The sequence below is a fragment of the Elusimicrobiota bacterium genome (assembly GCA_040757695.1).
Lineage (GTDB): Bacteria > Elusimicrobiota > UBA8919 > UBA8919 > UBA8919 > JBFLWK01.
Genome location: JBFLWK010000043.1, coordinates 1 through 18,664, shown reverse-complemented (window position 1 = coordinate 18,664; position 18,664 = coordinate 1). Strand labels below are relative to the sequence as shown.

The window sequence follows — 18,664 nt, the reverse complement described above, 5'->3', positions numbered from 1 at the left end:
TGCTTTATGAGGAAGTGTTATTGAAGAGCCGTGTGTGGGCAATCTGCAAGCACGGTTCTGCGAGGGGCACGACAGCCCGATAGGGCTGTCACCACAAGGAGGTTATAAAGATGTCTACTCAACAAGTAAAAAGTTGGCAGGTATCTTTACTATTCTCTATTCTTTGTTTTTTTCACAGGCTGTGGAAAAAACGAAAAAAAATCAGCACTGCTTATGGGTACTGAAAGCCCGACTGGCGAGACAGAAGAAAGTTATGAAAGCGTTCCAATGGCGTCTGCTATGGTGGCATTGTTTAGTGTAAGCAATGATGGTGCCGGTGCCGGAACTACAACATATGGTGCACCTAAACTGGTCGGGACAAATATGGGAGATATTGGTGAAGCAGATGCAGAAGGCTACTATAGCAAGACCGACCCGAAAGGGATGACAGTAAAGATGCAGTTCAAAAAAGGTACTGATGTGGTTTATTTCAATATGGAGAATACATTCCCTGCAGACCACAGTGGTATTTATCTTTATGCTTCACAAAGTTTGTCTGTAACACCAACCAAGTTAGGACAGAATGCTAATCCACAAGAGATAATGGCATTAACATTCCCGCAATATATCCCTGCAATGTTCTGTAAGTTGAGTGATAATCAACCACTCGCGTGGCTCACAATTTCGTCTTTAGCGGCAATGCAAACTTCGAGTGATACAATTAAGGAGTTTATTGAGTCAAACTTCCCAGATTCGCTTACTAATAAAATAACTGGAAATATACCCAAAGGAACTATTGACCTGACATTGACGACTTCAATGACACAGAAGCCGACAACCACGCAACCTGCTACAATGACAGGTGGTGGAACGATTACACTTACCACAGGTGAAGTTCTTACGGTCACTGTTAGTCTGCAAATCGGTCCTAATGGTCCTATTGGCGGCACACAAACGTTTACTGCTTCAACTGGTGAAGTAGCAACAATGACATTTAATGCAGATGGCAGTATGGATGGCACAATCACGAAGAATGGCGTTGTGATTGCTACTATACATATCAACGCTGATGGGACTGGCACATACACAGATGTTGCAACCGGTAAGACATACACAATCAGTAATGCTGCATAGTAGTTTTGTTGTCCAAAAAATAAAAAAATGTAGGCACGGTCATATGACCGTGCCTATTTTTATATACAGGGATTTCAATACACTCACGCCAAGGGCGCGAAACTACAATATACCGGTTGTCTGTAGTCGGTGATTTTTAATCACCGTTTACGCCGATTGAAAATCGGCGACTACTTTCCCCCGACCCCGTTTTTTCCCAATACCGAGTTTATCTCATTTATCAGCCGAGATTTTTTGGTAAAGCCGACGAGTTTTTTGACAGCATGACCGTTTTTGAAAATCAAGATTGTAGGTATCGCACTGATTTCATATTCTATTGATTTTTGTTGACATTCGTCAACATTTAACTTTGCAACTTTCAATTTACCTTCGTATTCTTTGGCAAGTTCGTCTATTATCGGTGCGAGCATCTGACACGGTCCGCACCAGCTTGCCCAGAAATCTACAAGCACCGGTATTTCCGATTTCAACACCTCATCCTCAAAATTCGCATCTGTTAGAATAATCTCGCCCATAGTCCTGTCAGAGTCTTTTATTTGACATGATTAACAGGATTTTAATTAAAGTTTTATCCTGTAAATCCTGTCAGGTTCTTTTTGTTTTTAATTTTAACCTTTAACCTTTTACTTGCCTTATCCTTTTACCTGCCTTATTGTGTTCTTCCCGACCCTTTTTCTAACTGTTCAAATTTTGATAGATAGTCCTTGATTTGTGTAGTTTTCTGAAGTTGTGTTATCCATTGGTTAAACAGTAAAACCCGTTTTTCATTCCGTAATGTCTCTATGAATTTATCTTTTTCTTTATCCCAGTTCTTAAAATTGCCATTTCGCCTTAAATACTCCATCTCGGCTTCTTTATCAGTAACTTTAGAAATTAAAAAAATCAGATGTCTAACTTTATCCACAACCAGCCCTTTTCGCCGGGAATTCTCAAATTCTTCCGGCGTCATTTTTAAGCCATATACCACTGTCTGATAATATGTCTGATGGTCAAAATGCCCGTTTTTCTGAAATGCAGGAATCTGTTGCAGATACGCTCTGATTTCATTATCACTAACTGTGAATCCGTATTTTTTTGCTGACTGATAGAATGCTGCTTCAGAAACCAAATCCTGCAAAACTTCGCGTTTTATCTGCTGAACATCATTATCTGTAATCTCAGTATCCTTTTTTTTACTTCTATAATTTTCAATTGCTCTGGAAACCGCTTTCGTATATTCAGAATAAGAAAGTCTTTCTTTATTCACTACTGCGATTGTGTCAGTACCACGCGTTAGATAACCGCCTGCACCAAAATATGCAAAAGTCGCAAATAAAAAACTGAGCAAAATAACCCAGAAAATTGTCTTCATATGCCGTCGGATAAAATCCATCATAAAATTTCTCCCTTTAATTTTATTATATTTTTTTCTTTGTAAAAGTCAAGCAATTTTTGTATAATAAATACGCTATGGATTTGGTATTTAATCTTGTTCTAAAAATAATCCCGTATATTCTGGTTGGCTGGCTTTTATCAAGATTAAAAATAAGGTCTATAGAAACATTCATAAAGTATTTTGTCAGTTTTGCACTCTATATCCTGATTCCGTTGTTTATCTTTTTTGCAATGTGGTCTGCACCATTGAAACAGAACCTGAATAATACAAAAAACATTGGTATGATTGCTGTAATCGTTGTTCTGTTCGGGATTTTTTTTGCAGTAGTATATTCCAAAATTTTTTATACTGATTTCAGAGATACTGCATTGCCAATTATTTTTATGAATTCTGCATATCTGGCAATCCCGGTGAATACAGTTTTTTTCGGAACAACTGCCACTTTTTATGCTATAATCTATAATATCACAATCTCAATTTTGCATTTCACCATTGGCTTATGGATTGTAAGCGGTTCCGGTAAAGAAATATTTCGGCTGCCAATTTTATACTTTGCATTTTTAGGGATTCTGTTAAATCTAACAGATGTAAAAATACCATTACAGCTGACCGGTTTTTCAAAGATGCTAACATCGGTTACACTGCCAGTGATGTTATGTCTTGTTGGCTATCAAATAAAAATGCTTGATTACAATATGCTGAAAAGAACGCTTGTCGGTGTGTCACTGCGAATGCTCGGTGGTGTAGTTGTTGCATTTGTTTTCTGTAAGATATTTGATATAACTGGTATAACAAGAAGTGTCTGCCTGATATCAAGTTCTATGCCATCAGCAGTCAATACATATATTTTTTCTAAAGAATACAATGCTGATTTTTCGTTTGCTTCATCAATGATAGTAGTTGGTCTAATTTTTTCGGTAATTTTAATACCACTAATTTTATGGCTACTTTAACAGTAAACGAGATAATGAATGATATTTATGTCCAAGCGCTGCTTGATGCTGCGGATAAAAACTTTGCGGCGATTGGCTACAAAGAGCACGGCTTAAGGCATGCTAAACTCACATCTAATATAGCGGGAAATATCTTATCACATCTTGGTTATCCAGAAAAAGATGTTGGGTTCGCAAAAATAGCAGGATACCTGCACGATATTGGGAATTCAGTTGAAAGGCGAACGCATTCTTTATCCGGTGCAATCCTGACAAAACGGATTTTGGAACGATTCAACATGCCGTATAACGAAATTCTGGTAATAATGAGTGCAGTCGGCTCACACGAAGAAAAGGATATTGTTCCGAACTCGCATATTACTGCCGGTGTAATTTTAGGCGACAAGACAGATGTCCATTTTTCAAGAGTAAGAACTACCAAGCGCACCGGGCTTGACAAACATACCCGTGTGAATCTTGCCTGTAAAAATTCGTTTCTGCGAGTAGATGCAAAGACAAAAACTATCTCGTTAGAATTGGCTGTTGATACTGTGATTGTTGATATAGGCGAGTATTTTGAGATTTTTTTAGAACGAATGCTTCAGTTAAAAAAAGCAGCAAAATACTTTGACTGCTCATTCATACTTTATGTGAATAAGAACAAGTTCTTGTAAAAAAATGAAAAAAGTGTTTACCACTGAAGCACTGAAGCACGGAATAATTTTTTTCAGTGTTTCCGTGTTTCAGTGGTTAAAAAAAAGATGTAACTAAAAATGGACACAGATACAAAAAAGTTTGGATTATCAAAACTGACAATCGGTTTAGCCGTGTTCATTATCCTGTCGGCAAGTTTCACAAGGTATATCTTGAATTTTTTGTATAAAAATGTAGGAAAAAACAATTTACAGATTTCAGCAGTTTTGGTTTTCGCAGTTGTCGGGGTTCTATTTGTTGGTTACCTTATAAAAGCCAGTATTCCCAAAACAAACTTATTTATTATTATTGTTTTGTTGCTTTCAGGTCTGGTTTGTTCGCAATTTATAAAAATTGTTGAGGAACGAATCCATATTTTAGAATACGGGTTGCTCGGCTGGCTGGCTGTGTGTGATGTTGTTGATAAACAGAGACATAAAACTTTTTTGTATGCTGGTGGCTTTGTTTTTTTAGTTGGTATGTTGGACGAAGGATTCCAGTATATCTTACCCAACAGGGTTTGTGATATCAGAGATGTGGTTTTTAATACTATTGGCGGTTTATGGGGTATAATATTAAGAATTTTGAAGTCATAAAAAAAGAAAAAAAAACACGAGCACGAGCCGGTATCTTGAATACAGCACACGGCAGGATTGAGACACCGTGTTTTATGCCTGTCGGGACACTTGGAACAGTCAAGACAATTTCACCAGCCGAACTTATAGAACTTGATGCTCAAATTATTCTCGCAAATACATACCATTTATATCTTCGGCCTGGAATTGAGATAATAAAACAAGCAGGTGGCTTGCATAAATTTATCGGATGGAATAAACCAATTCTTACTGATTCCGGTGGCTTCCAGGTTTTTTCACAATCAAGATTAAAAAAAATTACAGAAGATGGTGTAGAGTTCACATCGTTTGTTGATGGCTCTAAACATTTCTTTACACCTGAAAAAGTAGTAGAAATTCAGCAGGTTCTCGGTTCTGATATTATGATGGTTTTAGATGAATGCGTTTCTTATCCCGTTGAACACGACTATGCGAAATCATCTATGGAGTTAACATTGCGATGGGCGGAAAGAAGCAAAAAAAAGTTTAGAGAACTTAGTTTAGAGTTTAGAGACAAAAACTCTCAACTCTCAACTCTCAACTCTCAACTGCTTTTTGGTATTATTCAAGGCTCAACTTATACAGATTTACGCCGCGAATCTGCTGAGAAAACGGTTGAACTGGATTTTGACGGTTATGCTTTAGGTGGGCTGTCCGTTGGCGAACCGAAGGACTTGATGTATGATATAATTTCCGCGACTGAACAGTTCCTGCCTGAAAATAAACCAAGATATCTAATGGGTGTTGGCACACCTGAAGATTTATGGGAATGCGTAGAAAAGGGTATTGATATGTTTGACTGCGTTCTACCGACAAGAAATGCAAGAAACGGGCAATGTTTTACATCGTCAGGTAAGGTGAATCTGAAAAATGCAGAATACAAAACCGATTTTTCACCGCTTGATATAGAATGTGATTGTTATACCTGCAAGAATTTTACAAAAGCATACTTGAACCATCTTGTAAGAAGCGACGAAATTTTAGGGATGCGATTGAATTCGTTGCATAACCTATATTTTATACAAAGAGTAATAAAGAAAATACAGGAAAGTATTAAAGCAGGAACATTTTTACAGGAACGAAAAAAATTTCTTGGTGTATAGGAAAGTATAGAATTACTGATTAGTTGCAATTTTTTTGCTATTTTGGTATAATGATAACGAAAGTTGAGAGTTTGGAGTTTAGAATTTAGAATTTGCCGTAATTTGGGATTTGGAATTTGGAATTTGGGATTTGGGATTTGAGATTTGCCGTTAAAGGGGGACAGTATTATGCCAGAACCGATTTCTGTAAATACACCAGGTGGTGCGATGTTTTCATCATTGATGCCGATTTTTTTGATTTTTATTGTTTTCTATTTTTTACTTATCAGACCGCAAACAAAAAAACAAAAAGAACATCAGAAAATGCTGGATAATCTGAAAAAAGGCGACCGAATAATTACCAGCAGTGGAATTTATGGCACTGTTCAGGATTTTCAAGGGAACAATATAAAATTGAAAATTGCAGAAAATGTGAATATCCAGATATTAAAAACAGCAATTTCAGCTGTGATAACAGAACGCGAATAAATACGAATAAAGGTACACATCGCGAATAATTGCGAATAAAGGATTGACTTATTCGTATAAATTCGGTTAAAATTCGGTTTTAATTCGTGATAGAATGATTACATTAGAAACAATCAAAACAAATCCGAAAGTTATCTCGTTTTTAGAGGCATCAAATGAATATCTCGGCGCAATTGGTTATACCGAGCACGGATTCCGGCATGCAGATATTGTTGCTAATCTCGCTAAAAATGTGCTAACACATCTTAATTACAAAGAACCACTGCCTGAACTTGCTGCAATTGCCGGCTATTTACACGATATCGGAAATGTTGTTAATCGTCAAGACCATATTTCGGCAAGCGCACTGATAGCGATGGATATATTAACAGGATTAGAAATGTCAGTAGAAGATATTGCGATAGTTATCAGTGCGATTGGGAATCACGAAGAGCCCGTTGGCGAGCCGGTTAATCCGGTTGCCGCAGCGCTTATTCTTGCTGATAAAGCAGATGTGCACAGAAGCCGTGTTAGGAATCCGAATATGATAGGGCTTGATATTCACGACCGCGTCAATTACGCAGTTGAACGCTCGTTTTTAAGGGTAGATTCTGAGAAAAAAATAATTTCGTTAGAACTGACAATTGATACAAACATCTCGCAGGTGATGGAGTATTTTGAGATTTTTTTATCCAGAATGCTGATTTGCAAAAAAGCAGCAGAATACCTTAACTGCGATTTTGATTTGTATATAAACGAAACGAAACTATTGTAGATAAAACGAATGACTGCAAATAAAAGAAATCCCTTTTATACAGAAATTGAATCGCGTCTAAAAATTTGTGATTATTTGGTCGGTGATTTGTAGTAATTTGTATATATGAGTATAAAAAAATTTAAATGGATACTTTTCTGGGTTGTGCTTTTAGGCGCTATTTATTTTCTATGGCCTACATTTTTCTGGTATCAGATGTCGCCAAAAGATAGGCTGAAAGCACAGCAAACCAGAGAAAAAATCGTCGGCAAAATCTTGAATCTTGGGCTTGATTTACAGGGTGGTATTCATCTGGTATTAGAAATTGATGAAACCAAACTGGGCAAGGATATGAATGTTTCAGATGCGCTAAATAGAGCGATAGAAATTATCCGAAACCGCGTAGACCAGTTTGGTGTTTCAGAACCGTTCATTGCGAAACAGGGTGAGAAATGGATTGTGGTTCAACTGCCTGGTATTAAAGACCCGCAAACCGCAATTGATTTAATAGGTAAGACCGCACTATTAGAGTTTCGGCTTGTAGAAAATACCGGTGCAATAGAAAAAGTTGCAACAAAAGCAAGAGAACTTGGGGTTCAACTTAAAGATATCTATGACGAAAACCATCAAATAAAAAAAGAGTTTGCAGAATTTATTCCAAAAGACTACGAAGTGCTGCCAGGTAAAGAGGAGGGCTATTTTCTGGTTACCGCAACCGCTCAGGTAACCGGCGCGTATCTGACTGATGCTAAAATGAAAATTGGCGGGCAGTACAATATGCCATATGTTGGAATTGATTTTAATAGAGACGGTGCTAAACTTTTTGCATCGGTAACTGAGGCGAATATAGAAAGACGACTGGCAATCGTTTTAGATAGTGTTGTTCAATCCGCACCTGTTATAAGAACAAGAATACCGGATGGACACGCTATTATTGAAGGTAATTTTACTGCTGAAGAGGCGTCAGGGCTGGCAATAGTGCTGCGTGCTGGTGCGCTTCCTGCACCGGTTAGAATTATAGAAAACAGAACTGTCGGGCCTTCGTTAGGCAGAGATTCTGTCAAAGCAGGATTTGTCGCATGTCTCGTCGGACTTCTGCTCGTTGTCAGTTATATGATTTTCTATTACAGGTTTTCCGGGCTGATTGCTGATGCGGCACTGCTGCTTAATATGCTGATTTTACTGGGTCTGATGTCGCTGTTTCATGCTACACTGACAATGCCGGGTATTGCAGGGATTATTCTGACAATCGGTATGGCTGTGGATGCTAATGTGCTTATTTTAGAACGAGTCCGTGAAGAATTACGAAACGGAAAAACCGTCCGGGTCGCGATTGATTTGGGCTACGAGAAAGCGTTTTCGGCAATTTTAGATGCTAATGTTACAACATTGATAGCTGCGGCATTCCTGTTCCAATTCGGGACAGGTCCTGTGAAAGGATTCGCAGTCACACTTACACTCGGAATCATTGTCTCAATGTATACTGCAATTGTTGTGACGCATCAGATATATGATTCATGGCTTGCAGGTCGGCAAATAGAACAGTTGTCTATATAATCACGAATAGATATTCGAGAATAAGGAGCGAAGCAACTAAATGATCCAGCTTTTCAAAAAAACAAATTTTGATTTCGTCGGCAAACGAAAATCCTTTTTTGCTGTATCTTCAATCTTAATCTTAATCTCAATCTTTAGTATTTTTTTTCATAAAGGGCTGAATTTCGGAATTGATTTTACCGGCGGAACACTTGTTCAGTTAAAATTTAATCAACTGATTTCGCTTGGTGATATTCGTTCTGCCCTTTTAAAAAATGGAATCAATTGCGAACTTCAGGATTTTCCACAGCAACACTCTGTTATCATCAGAATAAAAAAAGGGACTGACGAAGGTATCGCAAAGAAGATTCAGCAGATATTAAGCACAGAAATCCAGAATAACCCGTTTGAACTTGAAAGAACCGAATATGTAGGTCCTACTATCGGCAAACATTTAATCAATCAAGCGTTTTTTGCACTGTTCTGGTCTTTCGTTGGTATTATTGTTTATGTTGCATTCAGATTTAAATCGGGCATCTGGGGTGTAGCGGGTGTTGTCGCACTTATACACGATGTATTCATTACCATCGGGCTTTTCTCGGTCATAAATAAAGAAATCTCAATCACTGTGATTGCCGCACTTTTGACACTTGCGGGATATTCTATAAATGATACTATTGTTATTTTTGATAGAATGCGTGAAAATATCCGGCTTTACAGAAAAGAAACACTGTATCAGTTAATCAACCGTTCTGTTAATGAAACGCTTTCCAGAACTATTATCACATCGCTTACCGTATTTCTGGTTCTTTTATCGCTCTTCTTTTTAGGTGGTGAAGTAATACACGATTTTTCACTCGCACTACTTTTTGGAATCGTCATCGGCTCGTATTCTACAATTTTCGTTGCCGCACCGATTGTCTACGAATGGGAAATAAAAAAAACAGGAAGTCGGAAGTTGTAGCCCCCGAATTCATTGGGGGGGGTGAGCTGATTTTGTTATGTGGACGAAAGAAACACTTCAGCAACTTATTAAAGAAAAACTTGCGGACTACAAGTTTATTGTTGTTTCTAACAGACAGCCGTATTCGTTTGAGTATTCCGGCAGAAAAATTAAATACACAAAAACTATTGGCGGACTTGTAACCGCAGTTGACCCTGTAATGCAAACTGCTGGCGGTGTATGGGTCGCATATTCTTCAGGTGATGCGGATACTGATATTATAGATAAAAATAATACCGTAAAAGTACCACCTGAAAAAAATACTTATACCCAGAAATTAGTTTTCCTGTCAAAAGAAGAAGAAAACGGGTATTATTACGGATATGCTAACCAATCGCTCTGGCCTTTGTGCCATATCGCATATCGTCAGCCGATTTTTGATTCTGCTCACTGGCAGTATTATAAAAATGTGAACCAAAAATTTGCCGAAAGCGTTTCAGAACTTTTTGACGAACAGAAGCCGTTTATATGGTTACAGGATTACCATTTAACGCTTTGTGCAAAATATATTAAAGAAAAAAAACCGGATGCAATTGTTTCTATTTTCTGGCATATCCCCTGGCCCAACCCGGAAGTATTCAGAGTCTGTCCACAGAAGTTAGAAATTTTAGAAGGGCTTCTATCAAATGATTTACTCGGGTTTCACATAAGGTATCACTGCCACAGGTTCTTAGAAACCTGTGAGTTAGAATTAGAGGCAAAAGTTGATTGGGAGGAATCATCCGTTACTTACAAAGGACATAAAACATTGATTCGTGATTTCCCAATCAGTGTTGATTTTGAACAATTAGCCGAGATGGCTTCCGACAATAAAGTAACAAAAGAGGTTGATAACTTGCCGTCCCAGATAGACCCGCCTTACGAGATTCTAGCATTAAGTATTGACCGTGTTGACTACACAAAAGGTATTATTGAAAAAATTCGCGCAGTTGACAGATTCCTTGAAAAGTATCCGCAGTATCAGAAAAAATTCGTTTTCTTCCAGAAAGGTGCATTAAGCCGTCTCCATATCAAGACATATAAAAACCTGATAAATGAGATACAGTCAGTTGCAGAAGAAGTCAACTGGAAATACCACACTGGCAATTGGTATCCAATTGTTTTATTGAACAGTAAAATTGATTATACGACACATCTTGCATTATACCGTGCCTGTGATTTATGTCTTGTTGGTTCGCTACACGATGGAATGAATCTCGTTGCTAAAGAGTTTATCTCGGCAAATGTTGACTTGAAAGGAATACTTATGCTGTCAAAGTTTACAGGTTCTGCACGGGAATTAAAAGAAGCAGTGCTTGTTAATCCCTACGATACTGATGGTTTTGCAGATGCAATAAAAGAAGCGATTGAATTACCTGTTGACGAAAAAAAAGAACGAATAAAAAAGATGCGGAATACTATTCAAGAAAACAATATCTATAAATGGGCAGGTAAATTCATCACACACCTGGTAAAATCAGGCGAACAATGTCCAGAACCCTGAAAAATAAACAAGCCCACTAAAGTGGAGAGTAACAAAATTATACCCGACTTCAGTCGGCATAAACCTGAATTTTGCTTGGGAAAGAGTTCTGTGATAAAAAGAAAAAGAATGAATTACTTTTTTAGTGAATGGAAAAGAATCAACAAAAGATTGACGAACAAAAAAAGGATTTTTTTCTTTGATTACGATGGAACACTAACACCAATTGTTAAGAAACCAGAATATGCAAAATTAGATTCACAGATAAAATGGCTTTTGAAAAAACTCTCAGAAAAATATACAGTCGCAATTATTTCAGGTCGGCCGCTTTATGATATTAAAAAACAAGTCGGGCTTAAAAATATCATCTATTCCGGTAATCACGGGTTTGAAATTGAAACACAGATTAACACAGATAAGAAACACAGATTCACACAGATATTTATTCATCCTGAAGCCCAAAAAATAAAGCCGATTATACAGAGAATCCGACCTGTGCTTGAAAAAAAAATAAAAAATATAAAAGGAGCGTTTGTAGAAAATAAGGGTTTAATTTTAAGTATCCACTGGCGATTGGTTGATAAAAGATATATACCAAAATTATTCGTGATAATTCGTGAAGTTATTCGCACTAATTCGCGTGTTGTTCTCACGAAAGGTAAAAAGGTATGGGAAATCAGACCGAATATAAACTGGGATAAAGGCAAAGCGGTAAGGTTTATCCTTTCCCTCTTCCCTCTTCCCTCTTCCCTCTTCCCTGTTTATATCGGTGATGACACAACCGACGAAGACGCATTCAAAATGTTAAAAAATGGTATCACAGTAAGAATCGGAAAATTAACAAAATCAAACGCAAATTATTATCTCAAAAATCAATCTGAAATAATAAAATTTCTTAAAACGCTAAGCCCTGAACTTAAGTAACATTCAGGTCGTTCTAAAGAGGACGCAGATGAACGCAGATTATCAGGATTTTAAGTATAAAGAGTTAACAGAGAAAATAATAAAGGCCTTTTACCAAGTATTTAATACTCTTGGTTATGGTTTCTTAGAAAAAGTATATGAGAATTCGTTATTGATAGAATTAAAGAAAATGGGACTTAAGGTTGTTACTCAATCACCGATTAAAGTATTGTATGATAACCAGATAGTAGGCGAGTATTTTGCTGATATATTAGTTGATGACAAAGTAATTGTTGAAATTAAGTCGGCTAAAATACTGATAGACGAACACGAGGCACAATTATTAAATTACTTAAAAGCTACAGATATAGAAGTAGGATTGTTATTAAACTTTGGACCAAAAGCAGAGATTAAACGGTATGCTTTTGATAATTTAAGAAAATAGAAATCTGCGTTTATCAGCGGGAATCTGCGTCCAAATTTATGCCTAATCCATTCCATTTTTATACCCGACTGAACCTCACGGAACTTTTAGGAAAAAAAGCAACAAATCTTGCTGAATTACTTGAAAGACTTAAAACTGTGCCAGGTTCATCTATTTATTACCATACCCACCGTTTTCTTCAGCAACACCATTTCTTATCACCTGAACCACCGAACGATTTCGCATACTGGGTGAGTAATGTTTTACAGGAAGATGAATTAGGCGAACAACTCGCAGCCGTTGATATAATTCAGTTCAAAAAAATTGCAGAATTACGAGAACGATTTGTAGCAATAATAGAAAAACATATAAATAAAAAAAATACGCTTCACGAAATTTCTGTTGGCGATGAATTCCATTTTATGAAATCTGTAACATTTATTATCCCAACGCAATATACGGCGAATAATTTAACTGAGTTTCTACAAGCAGTAAAAAAGATTTCTATCCATTCTATATATTATCATATGTTTGAAGCACGACTCCGACTTGGAAAAGGAACTAACGATTTCTCTAACTGGCTTGAAACTGAATTAAACGAAACCGAACTGGCAAAACTGATTTCTGAACTTGACCCGTATACGCAGACACTGGAATCACTGCGACAAAAAATAATCTGTATGATTGAAACGAAATAAAATGCCTAAAATCAATGATTATGTTCCTATAGTTGGTGAAGATACAATTGAAGAATTGAAAATTCTCAGCAAAAGACTTAAAGGAAAAATTATACAGCATATCAATTCTACATCAGTTGGTGGCGGTGTTGCAGAGATATTAAATAGAATGGTTCCGCTGATGAACGAATTGGGAGTGGATACCAGATGGGATTTGCTCAAGGGCGGTGAAAAGTTTTTTAATATCACTAAAAAGTTTCATAATGCATTACACGGTATCTCGGTTGAAATAGCCAACGATGAGTTTGATTTTTTTTGTCAGGTTGAAAACGAAAATGCTAACGCGATAAATTTTTATGGCGATATAATTCTGGTTCACGACCCGCAACCGATTGGACTTGTTACAAGAAAAACGGATTTGGGTAAAAAATGGGTCTGGCGATGCCATATTGATGTATCACAGCCGCAAGAAAATGTCTGGCAGTTCCTTAAGAAATTTATTGAGAAATACGATATCACAGTTTTTTCGGTGCCTGAATATGCAAAACCAATCCCAATAAAACAGATGCTCATATCACCATCAATAGACCCGTTAAGCGAGAAGAACAAGGAGTTACCACAGGAGGTTGTTGATTCTGTTTTTGAGAAATATCAAATAGAAAGAAATAGACCGATTATAACACAGATTTCGCGTTATGATTTTCTTAAAGACCCGCTCGGCGTAATAGATGCGTTCAAGATGGTAAGAAAATATGTCAACTGTCAGTTACTCCTTGCCGGAAATACCGCTACCGACGACCCTGAACACGATAAAGTGTTGAATGCTGCAAAAGAACGAGCCGCAGGGAACCCCGATATCCATCTGCTCGTTATTGAACCATCACATAACGATATAGAGATAAACGCTCTTCAGTGCGGCTCTGATATAATTTTGCAAAAGTCAATAAGAGAGGGCTTTGGGCTGACCGTTTCAGAAGCGCTATGGAAGAAAAAACCGGTTGTTGCCAGTGCTGTCGGCGGTATTCCGTTACAAATTACACATAAATACTCGGGAATTTTAACACATACTGTTGAAGGAACTGCTTACTGGCTGAAACAACTTCTTAACTCACCTGAATATGCAAAACAACTTGGCTTAAATGGACACGAACATGTAAAACAAAATTTCCTTTTAACAAGACATCTACGAGAGTACTTTCTGATGTTCCTTTCTTTATATCACACCGAAGATATTGTCTATCTCTAATTTTTCTTGAAAATTTCAGTATTTTCTGATATAATAATATAGTTATGAAACTAATAAAAAATTTCAGAATTGCTTTGAGACAGGGTTATATTTTTCGGGATATAAAAAAGAAAAAAAAGATGCAAGGGCTTGTCCCGATTTTAATCGGGACGTCAAAGCCCGAAGCATTACACAACAATGTAGCCGAGAATTCATTCTCGGTGAAGCGGAGCGAAAGAAAAATTGAACTGCCAGAGCAAGCACTTTCAGAAAAATTAAAAGAGATTCAAAATAATATCAAACCCGCTACTATCTATGAAACATTCAATCCCGCAGTATTCGGAAAAAAAATTGATTTCGGTAAGTCTATTGCTGTAACAGTTTTTGCGGTTACACTCGGAACAGAAATTGAATTACTTAAGAAGAATGAAATACTTGACGCCGCCCTCAAAGACGGGTTTGAAGTTACCAAAAATTTCACTGCGAAACTTATTCAGTTAGAAGCAGAAGAAGAACACTGCGAACTTATGGAGCCAATGGAGATTGAGCCGTCGCTTATTTTTGAGAATAAAAAAATTTTAGCAAAACTGGATTTCTTAAAAATAGATATAAAATTTGGGAAAGATGTTTTGATACCCGGGAACACAAAATTTTTCGCCATCGGCTGGCTATTAAAGAGAAAGAAATAAAATTTTTTGTTAAGGGAGTAGAACGAATTGAATTTATTTTTTGATAAATTTTTAATTTGGCTCGGCAGTTTTTATATCTGGTTCGTCGGCAGAACATCAAAAATCATTGTAAAAAATTCTTCTGTGTATGATTGGTTAACAAAAAACAATAAACCAGTAATATTTGCGTTCTGGCATGGTAGACAAATTCCGCTTGTTTGGTCGCACAGAAAAAAAAATATACAGATACTTGTGAGTCAGTCTAAAGATGGCGAATACATCGCAAGGATTACGAAAAGATTCGGATTTGGTACGGTTCGCGGTTCAAGTTCAAAAGGTGGAATAAAAGCGCTTGTGGGAATAATAAGAAAAGCCAAAAATGGGTTCTCGGTTGCATTTACACCTGATGGGCCACGAGGTCCAGCAAGAGAAATTCAACCAGGCGTCATTCTTACAGCACAAAAAACAGGATTGCCTATAATCCCGCTCGCCAGTTCATCAAAAAGAAAATATATTATCAAAAACTGGGACGAATTCCATATCCCATATCCATTTAACAAAATCGTTATATGTCACGGCGAGCCAATTTATATTCACGAAACCGAAGATATAAAAGTGAAATTGCAAGAACTAAAAAAAGCAATTGATGAAACCACTAATAAAGCAGATATTCTTATTTCTTAGTTAGGTGCACATTTAGAGTATCTATAACCGACGAGCAGCGTTAACTTATTAATTAATTCATTAATTCATTAATTTGTTAATTTATGAAAATATTGATAATACAAACGGCGTTTTTAGGTGATGTTGTTTTAACATTGCCATTGATTCAATCAGTAAAAAAATATCTTAAGGCACACTTAAGTATACTCTGTATCCCAGCAACACAAAACATATTGGAGGGACACCCGGCAATTGACGAAATTATTATCTATGACAAGAAAGGAAAGGACAAAGGTTTTTTTAAGTTGGTAAAACTTGCGAAAAAACTGAAAGAAAAAAAATTTGATACTGCAATAATTCCACACCCATCTTTTAAATCCGGCTTAATTTCATATCTCGCGAATATTCCCGAAAGAATAGGATTTTCAAACAGCGCGGGCAGATTTTTTTTTACAGACAGGGTTTTCTTTGATAAAAGGAAACACCAACTTGAAAGATATCTCAGTTTACTTAAACATTTCAATATTGAGGTAAAAGAAGCAAAGACTGAAATTTATATTGATGAAAAAGATGAAAAATTTGCCGATGATATTTTACTGAAAGATAAAAAATTTTTTGGAATAAATCCGGGCAGTGTATGGGCAACAAAGAAATGGCTTCATGAGAGGTATGCCGAACTTTCTGATAAAATTGTAAATCAACTTGATGGACAGGTTGTTATTTTTGGCGGACCTTACGATATTGAAACTGCATCAGAAGTTGAAAAAAATATGAAATCAAAGGCGATAAATCTTGCAGGCAAAACAACGCTTAAACAACTTACAGCACTTATAAAAAAATGCTGCGTTTTTATAACAAACGATTCAGGACCGATGCATATATCCGCAGGATTAAATGTTCCAACGGTTGCTATTTTTGGGCCTACAGTTAAGCAACTTGGTTTTTTTCCATATTCAAAAAAAGCAGTTATTGTTGAAAAAAGTTTGCCTTGTCGTCCTTGTGGAAAACACGGTCCGAACAAATGTCCTAAAAAGCATTTTAGATGTATGACAGAAATTTCTGTGGATGATGTTTTTGAAGCAGTAAAATTGTTAAATAACAAATATCAATAGTATTATCATATTATCGCTAATATGATATTCACATTGTCGCTAATGTGATAATAAGAAATAGTGAAAAAATAATATGAAAATTCTGCAAATAATTGATATCCCGTGGAATAGCGGGATAACAAGTTATGCTATTGAACTATCAAAAGGGCTTGCTAAAAAGGGTCATAAGATATTCTTTGCAAGCTTGAAGAATGGACTACCCAATAAACTTGCCCAACAGGCAGGTTTCGAAACAATTAATATCTGTTCAAGGAAAAATCCATTTGTTTTTGATACTGTTTTTCAATTAGCAAAATTTATACAAATGTGTAATATTGATATTGTTAATGCCTACACAGGCAAATGTCATTTTTTAGCATATTTGGTTTTACTCATTTCTGCTAAAAAATTTGCTATAATAAGAACGAAATCAGATGCGTTATACCCGAAAAAAAGTTTTTTGTATAAAAAAACAAAAAAAGTTATTGCTGCTTCAGAGTTTATAAGAAAACAGTATTTAGAAATCGGGCTTGAGCCCGAAAAAGTTGTAACAATCTATCAGGGTATAGATACATCAGTTCACGAGTTCACGAATTCACGAGTTCACGAGTTTATTGTTGGCATAGTTGGAAGGTTAGATCCTGTGAAAGGACATAGATATTTTTTAGAAGCCGCTAAAATTGTTCTTAGGAAAATTCCCGATACAAAATTTTTAATTGCAGGTAAAGAAGAGAATATAAAATATAGTGAACTTAAAAAATTATCGGAAAAACTTGGCATAGAAAAGTCGGTTGAATTTTTCGGCTATGTAGAAGATGTCTACAAATTTATGTCAGAATGTTCACTTGGTGTAGTTACATCAACTGGGAGTGAAGCGGTAAGCAGGGTGCTGCTTGAATGGATGGCTTGCGGGAAAGTAGTCATTGCAACCTCTGTAGGCTGCATACCGGAGATACTTGATGAAACAGCTTTAGTCCCGCCTTTCAATGCAGAAATACTTGCACAAAGAATCTTGAAATTTTTAGAAACTCCGTCACTTATGAAAAATATAGCAGAAACCAACAGAAAAAAAATAGAAAAAGAGTTCGGATATGAGAAGTTTATGGCTGATACAGAAAGGATTTTTAACAGTGTTTTGTAGACGGCAAGAGTTTTTAGTTTTTGGCTCTCCTTTGATTGAGCAACCTGAGATTGATGAGGTTGTTGCATCAATGAAGAGTGGCTGGCTGGGTACAGGCCCCAAAGTCCAGAAATTTGAAGAAATGTTTAAGGAATACAAAAAAACCAGATTCGCTGTTGCTGTAAATTCCTGTACCGCTGCCATACATCTTTCTATGCTTGCTGTTGGAGTAAAGGAAAGTGATGAAGTAATTGTGCCGACGATGACATTTGCTGCTACTGCTAATGCAGTAATCCATGCTGGTGCAAGACCTATTTTTGTTGACTGTAAAAAAGATACGATGAATATTGACCCTGAAGAGATAGAAAGAAAGATTACATCAAAAACCAAAGCGTTAGTACCTGTACATTTTGCAGGTCGTGCTTGTGATATGGCTGCGATTATAGAAATTGCTAAAAGATATAAGTTAAAAATAATAGAGGACTGTGCACACGCTATAGAGACAAAATATCACGGCCAAAAAACAGGTGCTTTCGGCGAAATTGGCTGTTTCAGTTTCTATATTACAAAAAATATCGTCACTGGCGAAGGAGGGATGCTCATTACAAACAACGAAGAATATGCAGAAAAAATTAAAATTCTTGCCCTGCACGGATTAAGTAAAGATGCGTGGAAAAGGTTCTCTGACGAGGGGTATAAACATTATCAGGTAGTCTCGGCTGGATTTAAATATAATACTGTAGTTTGGCAAATTTCCCATTTCTCTAATGAGAAATAGGGTGGTCTGATTCATCAGACACGCTTGCTAATAAATGCTGAGACATATTATAAAGGAACCTATAAAAAATTGACGTGAAAGCC

Annotated in this window: 21 protein-coding genes; 19 read left to right on the top strand and 2 right to left on the bottom strand. The window is 36.6% G+C overall.

The window, feature by feature from the left end:
* The first annotated feature begins 213 nt into the window (after positions 1-213).
* Positions 214-1,113, top strand: coding sequence for a hypothetical protein (locus tag AB1349_08415; GenBank protein MEW6557364.1), 900 nt, complete (start codon positions 214-216; stop codon positions 1,111-1,113).
* Between the two features lie 170 nt (positions 1,114-1,283).
* On the opposite strand, the gene trxA is transcribed toward AB1349_08415, so the two are convergent.
* Positions 1,284-1,628 carry a thioredoxin gene (trxA, locus tag AB1349_08410; GenBank protein ID MEW6557363.1) on the bottom strand — a complete coding sequence of 115 codons (345 nt, stop codon included), beginning with the start codon at positions 1,626-1,628 and terminating at the stop codon, positions 1,284-1,286.
* A 134-nt stretch (positions 1,629-1,762) separates the two neighbouring features.
* On the bottom strand, positions 1,763-2,488 hold the full coding sequence (locus tag AB1349_08405) for a SurA N-terminal domain-containing protein (GenBank protein ID MEW6557362.1): 726 nt from the start codon (positions 2,486-2,488) through the stop codon (positions 1,763-1,765).
* A gap of 74 nt (positions 2,489-2,562) precedes the next feature.
* On the opposite strand from AB1349_08405, the gene AB1349_08400 reads away from it, so the two are divergent.
* From AB1349_08400 to AB1349_08315, 18 genes are all read left to right on the top strand, one after another.
* Positions 2,563-3,441 (top strand): AEC family transporter, encoded by an 879-nt coding sequence (locus AB1349_08400; GenBank protein MEW6557361.1) that lies wholly within the window; start codon positions 2,563-2,565, stop codon positions 3,439-3,441.
* Positions 3,429-4,094, top strand: coding sequence for an HD domain-containing protein (locus tag AB1349_08395; GenBank protein MEW6557360.1), 666 nt, complete (start codon positions 3,429-3,431; stop codon positions 4,092-4,094). Before AB1349_08400 ends, AB1349_08395 begins: the two co-directional genes overlap by 13 nt.
* 99 nt (positions 4,095-4,193) lie before the next feature.
* Positions 4,194-4,709, top strand: coding sequence for a VanZ family protein (locus AB1349_08390; protein ID MEW6557359.1), 516 nt, complete (start codon positions 4,194-4,196; stop codon positions 4,707-4,709).
* Entirely contained in the window at positions 4,676-5,830 is a 1,155-nt protein-coding gene (tgt, locus tag AB1349_08385; GenBank protein MEW6557358.1) for a tRNA guanosine(34) transglycosylase Tgt, read from the top strand. Before AB1349_08390 ends, tgt begins: the two co-directional genes overlap by 34 nt.
* Positions 5,831-5,998: 168 nt before the next feature.
* Positions 5,999-6,298: a preprotein translocase subunit YajC gene (gene yajC / locus AB1349_08380; protein ID MEW6557357.1), complete on the top strand. Its 300-nt coding sequence runs from the start codon at positions 5,999-6,001 to the stop codon at positions 6,296-6,298.
* A gap of 94 nt (positions 6,299-6,392) precedes the next feature.
* On the top strand, positions 6,393-7,052 hold the full coding sequence (locus tag AB1349_08375) for an HD domain-containing protein (GenBank protein MEW6557356.1): 660 nt from the start codon (positions 6,393-6,395) through the stop codon (positions 7,050-7,052).
* Between the two features lie 105 nt (positions 7,053-7,157).
* On the top strand, positions 7,158-8,588 hold the full coding sequence (secD, locus tag AB1349_08370; GenBank protein MEW6557355.1) for a protein translocase subunit SecD: 1,431 nt from the start codon (positions 7,158-7,160) through the stop codon (positions 8,586-8,588).
* 40 nt (positions 8,589-8,628) lie between these two features.
* On the top strand, positions 8,629-9,531 hold the full coding sequence (gene secF / locus AB1349_08365; GenBank protein MEW6557354.1) for a protein translocase subunit SecF: 903 nt from the start codon (positions 8,629-8,631) through the stop codon (positions 9,529-9,531).
* 37 nt (positions 9,532-9,568) lie between these two features.
* Positions 9,569-11,053, top strand: coding sequence for a trehalose-6-phosphate synthase (locus tag AB1349_08360; GenBank protein MEW6557353.1), 1,485 nt, complete (start codon positions 9,569-9,571; stop codon positions 11,051-11,053).
* A gap of 108 nt (positions 11,054-11,161) precedes the next feature.
* Complete coding sequence (gene otsB, locus AB1349_08355) at positions 11,162-11,956, top strand: trehalose-phosphatase (GenBank protein ID MEW6557352.1); 795 nt, start codon at positions 11,162-11,164, stop codon at positions 11,954-11,956.
* 28 nt (positions 11,957-11,984) lie between these two features.
* Positions 11,985-12,380, top strand: coding sequence for a GxxExxY protein (locus AB1349_08350; GenBank protein ID MEW6557351.1), 396 nt, complete (start codon positions 11,985-11,987; stop codon positions 12,378-12,380).
* 38 nt (positions 12,381-12,418) lie between these two features.
* Entirely contained in the window at positions 12,419-13,057 is a 639-nt protein-coding gene (locus tag AB1349_08345) for a DUF5752 family protein (protein ID MEW6557350.1), read from the top strand.
* 1 nt (position 13,058) lies between these two features.
* Entirely contained in the window at positions 13,059-14,282 is a 1,224-nt protein-coding gene (locus AB1349_08340) for a glycosyltransferase (GenBank protein ID MEW6557349.1), read from the top strand.
* 44 nt (positions 14,283-14,326) lie between these two features.
* A complete protein-coding gene (locus AB1349_08335; protein MEW6557348.1) occupies positions 14,327-14,950 on the top strand; it encodes a hypothetical protein in 624 nt (207 codons plus the stop codon).
* A 27-nt stretch (positions 14,951-14,977) separates the two neighbouring features.
* Complete coding sequence (locus AB1349_08330) at positions 14,978-15,613, top strand: lysophospholipid acyltransferase family protein (protein ID MEW6557347.1); 636 nt, start codon at positions 14,978-14,980, stop codon at positions 15,611-15,613.
* Positions 15,614-15,696: 83 nt separating this feature from the next.
* Positions 15,697-16,704, top strand: a complete 1,008-nt coding sequence (gene waaF, locus AB1349_08325; GenBank protein ID MEW6557346.1) for a lipopolysaccharide heptosyltransferase II — start codon at positions 15,697-15,699, stop codon at positions 16,702-16,704.
* Between the two features lie 73 nt (positions 16,705-16,777).
* Complete coding sequence (locus tag AB1349_08320) at positions 16,778-17,824, top strand: glycosyltransferase family 4 protein (protein ID MEW6557345.1); 1,047 nt, start codon at positions 16,778-16,780, stop codon at positions 17,822-17,824.
* Complete coding sequence (locus AB1349_08315) at positions 17,775-18,581, top strand: DegT/DnrJ/EryC1/StrS family aminotransferase (GenBank protein MEW6557344.1); 807 nt, start codon at positions 17,775-17,777, stop codon at positions 18,579-18,581. Before AB1349_08320 ends, AB1349_08315 begins: the two co-directional genes overlap by 50 nt.
* Positions 18,582-18,664: the final 83 nt, after the last annotated feature.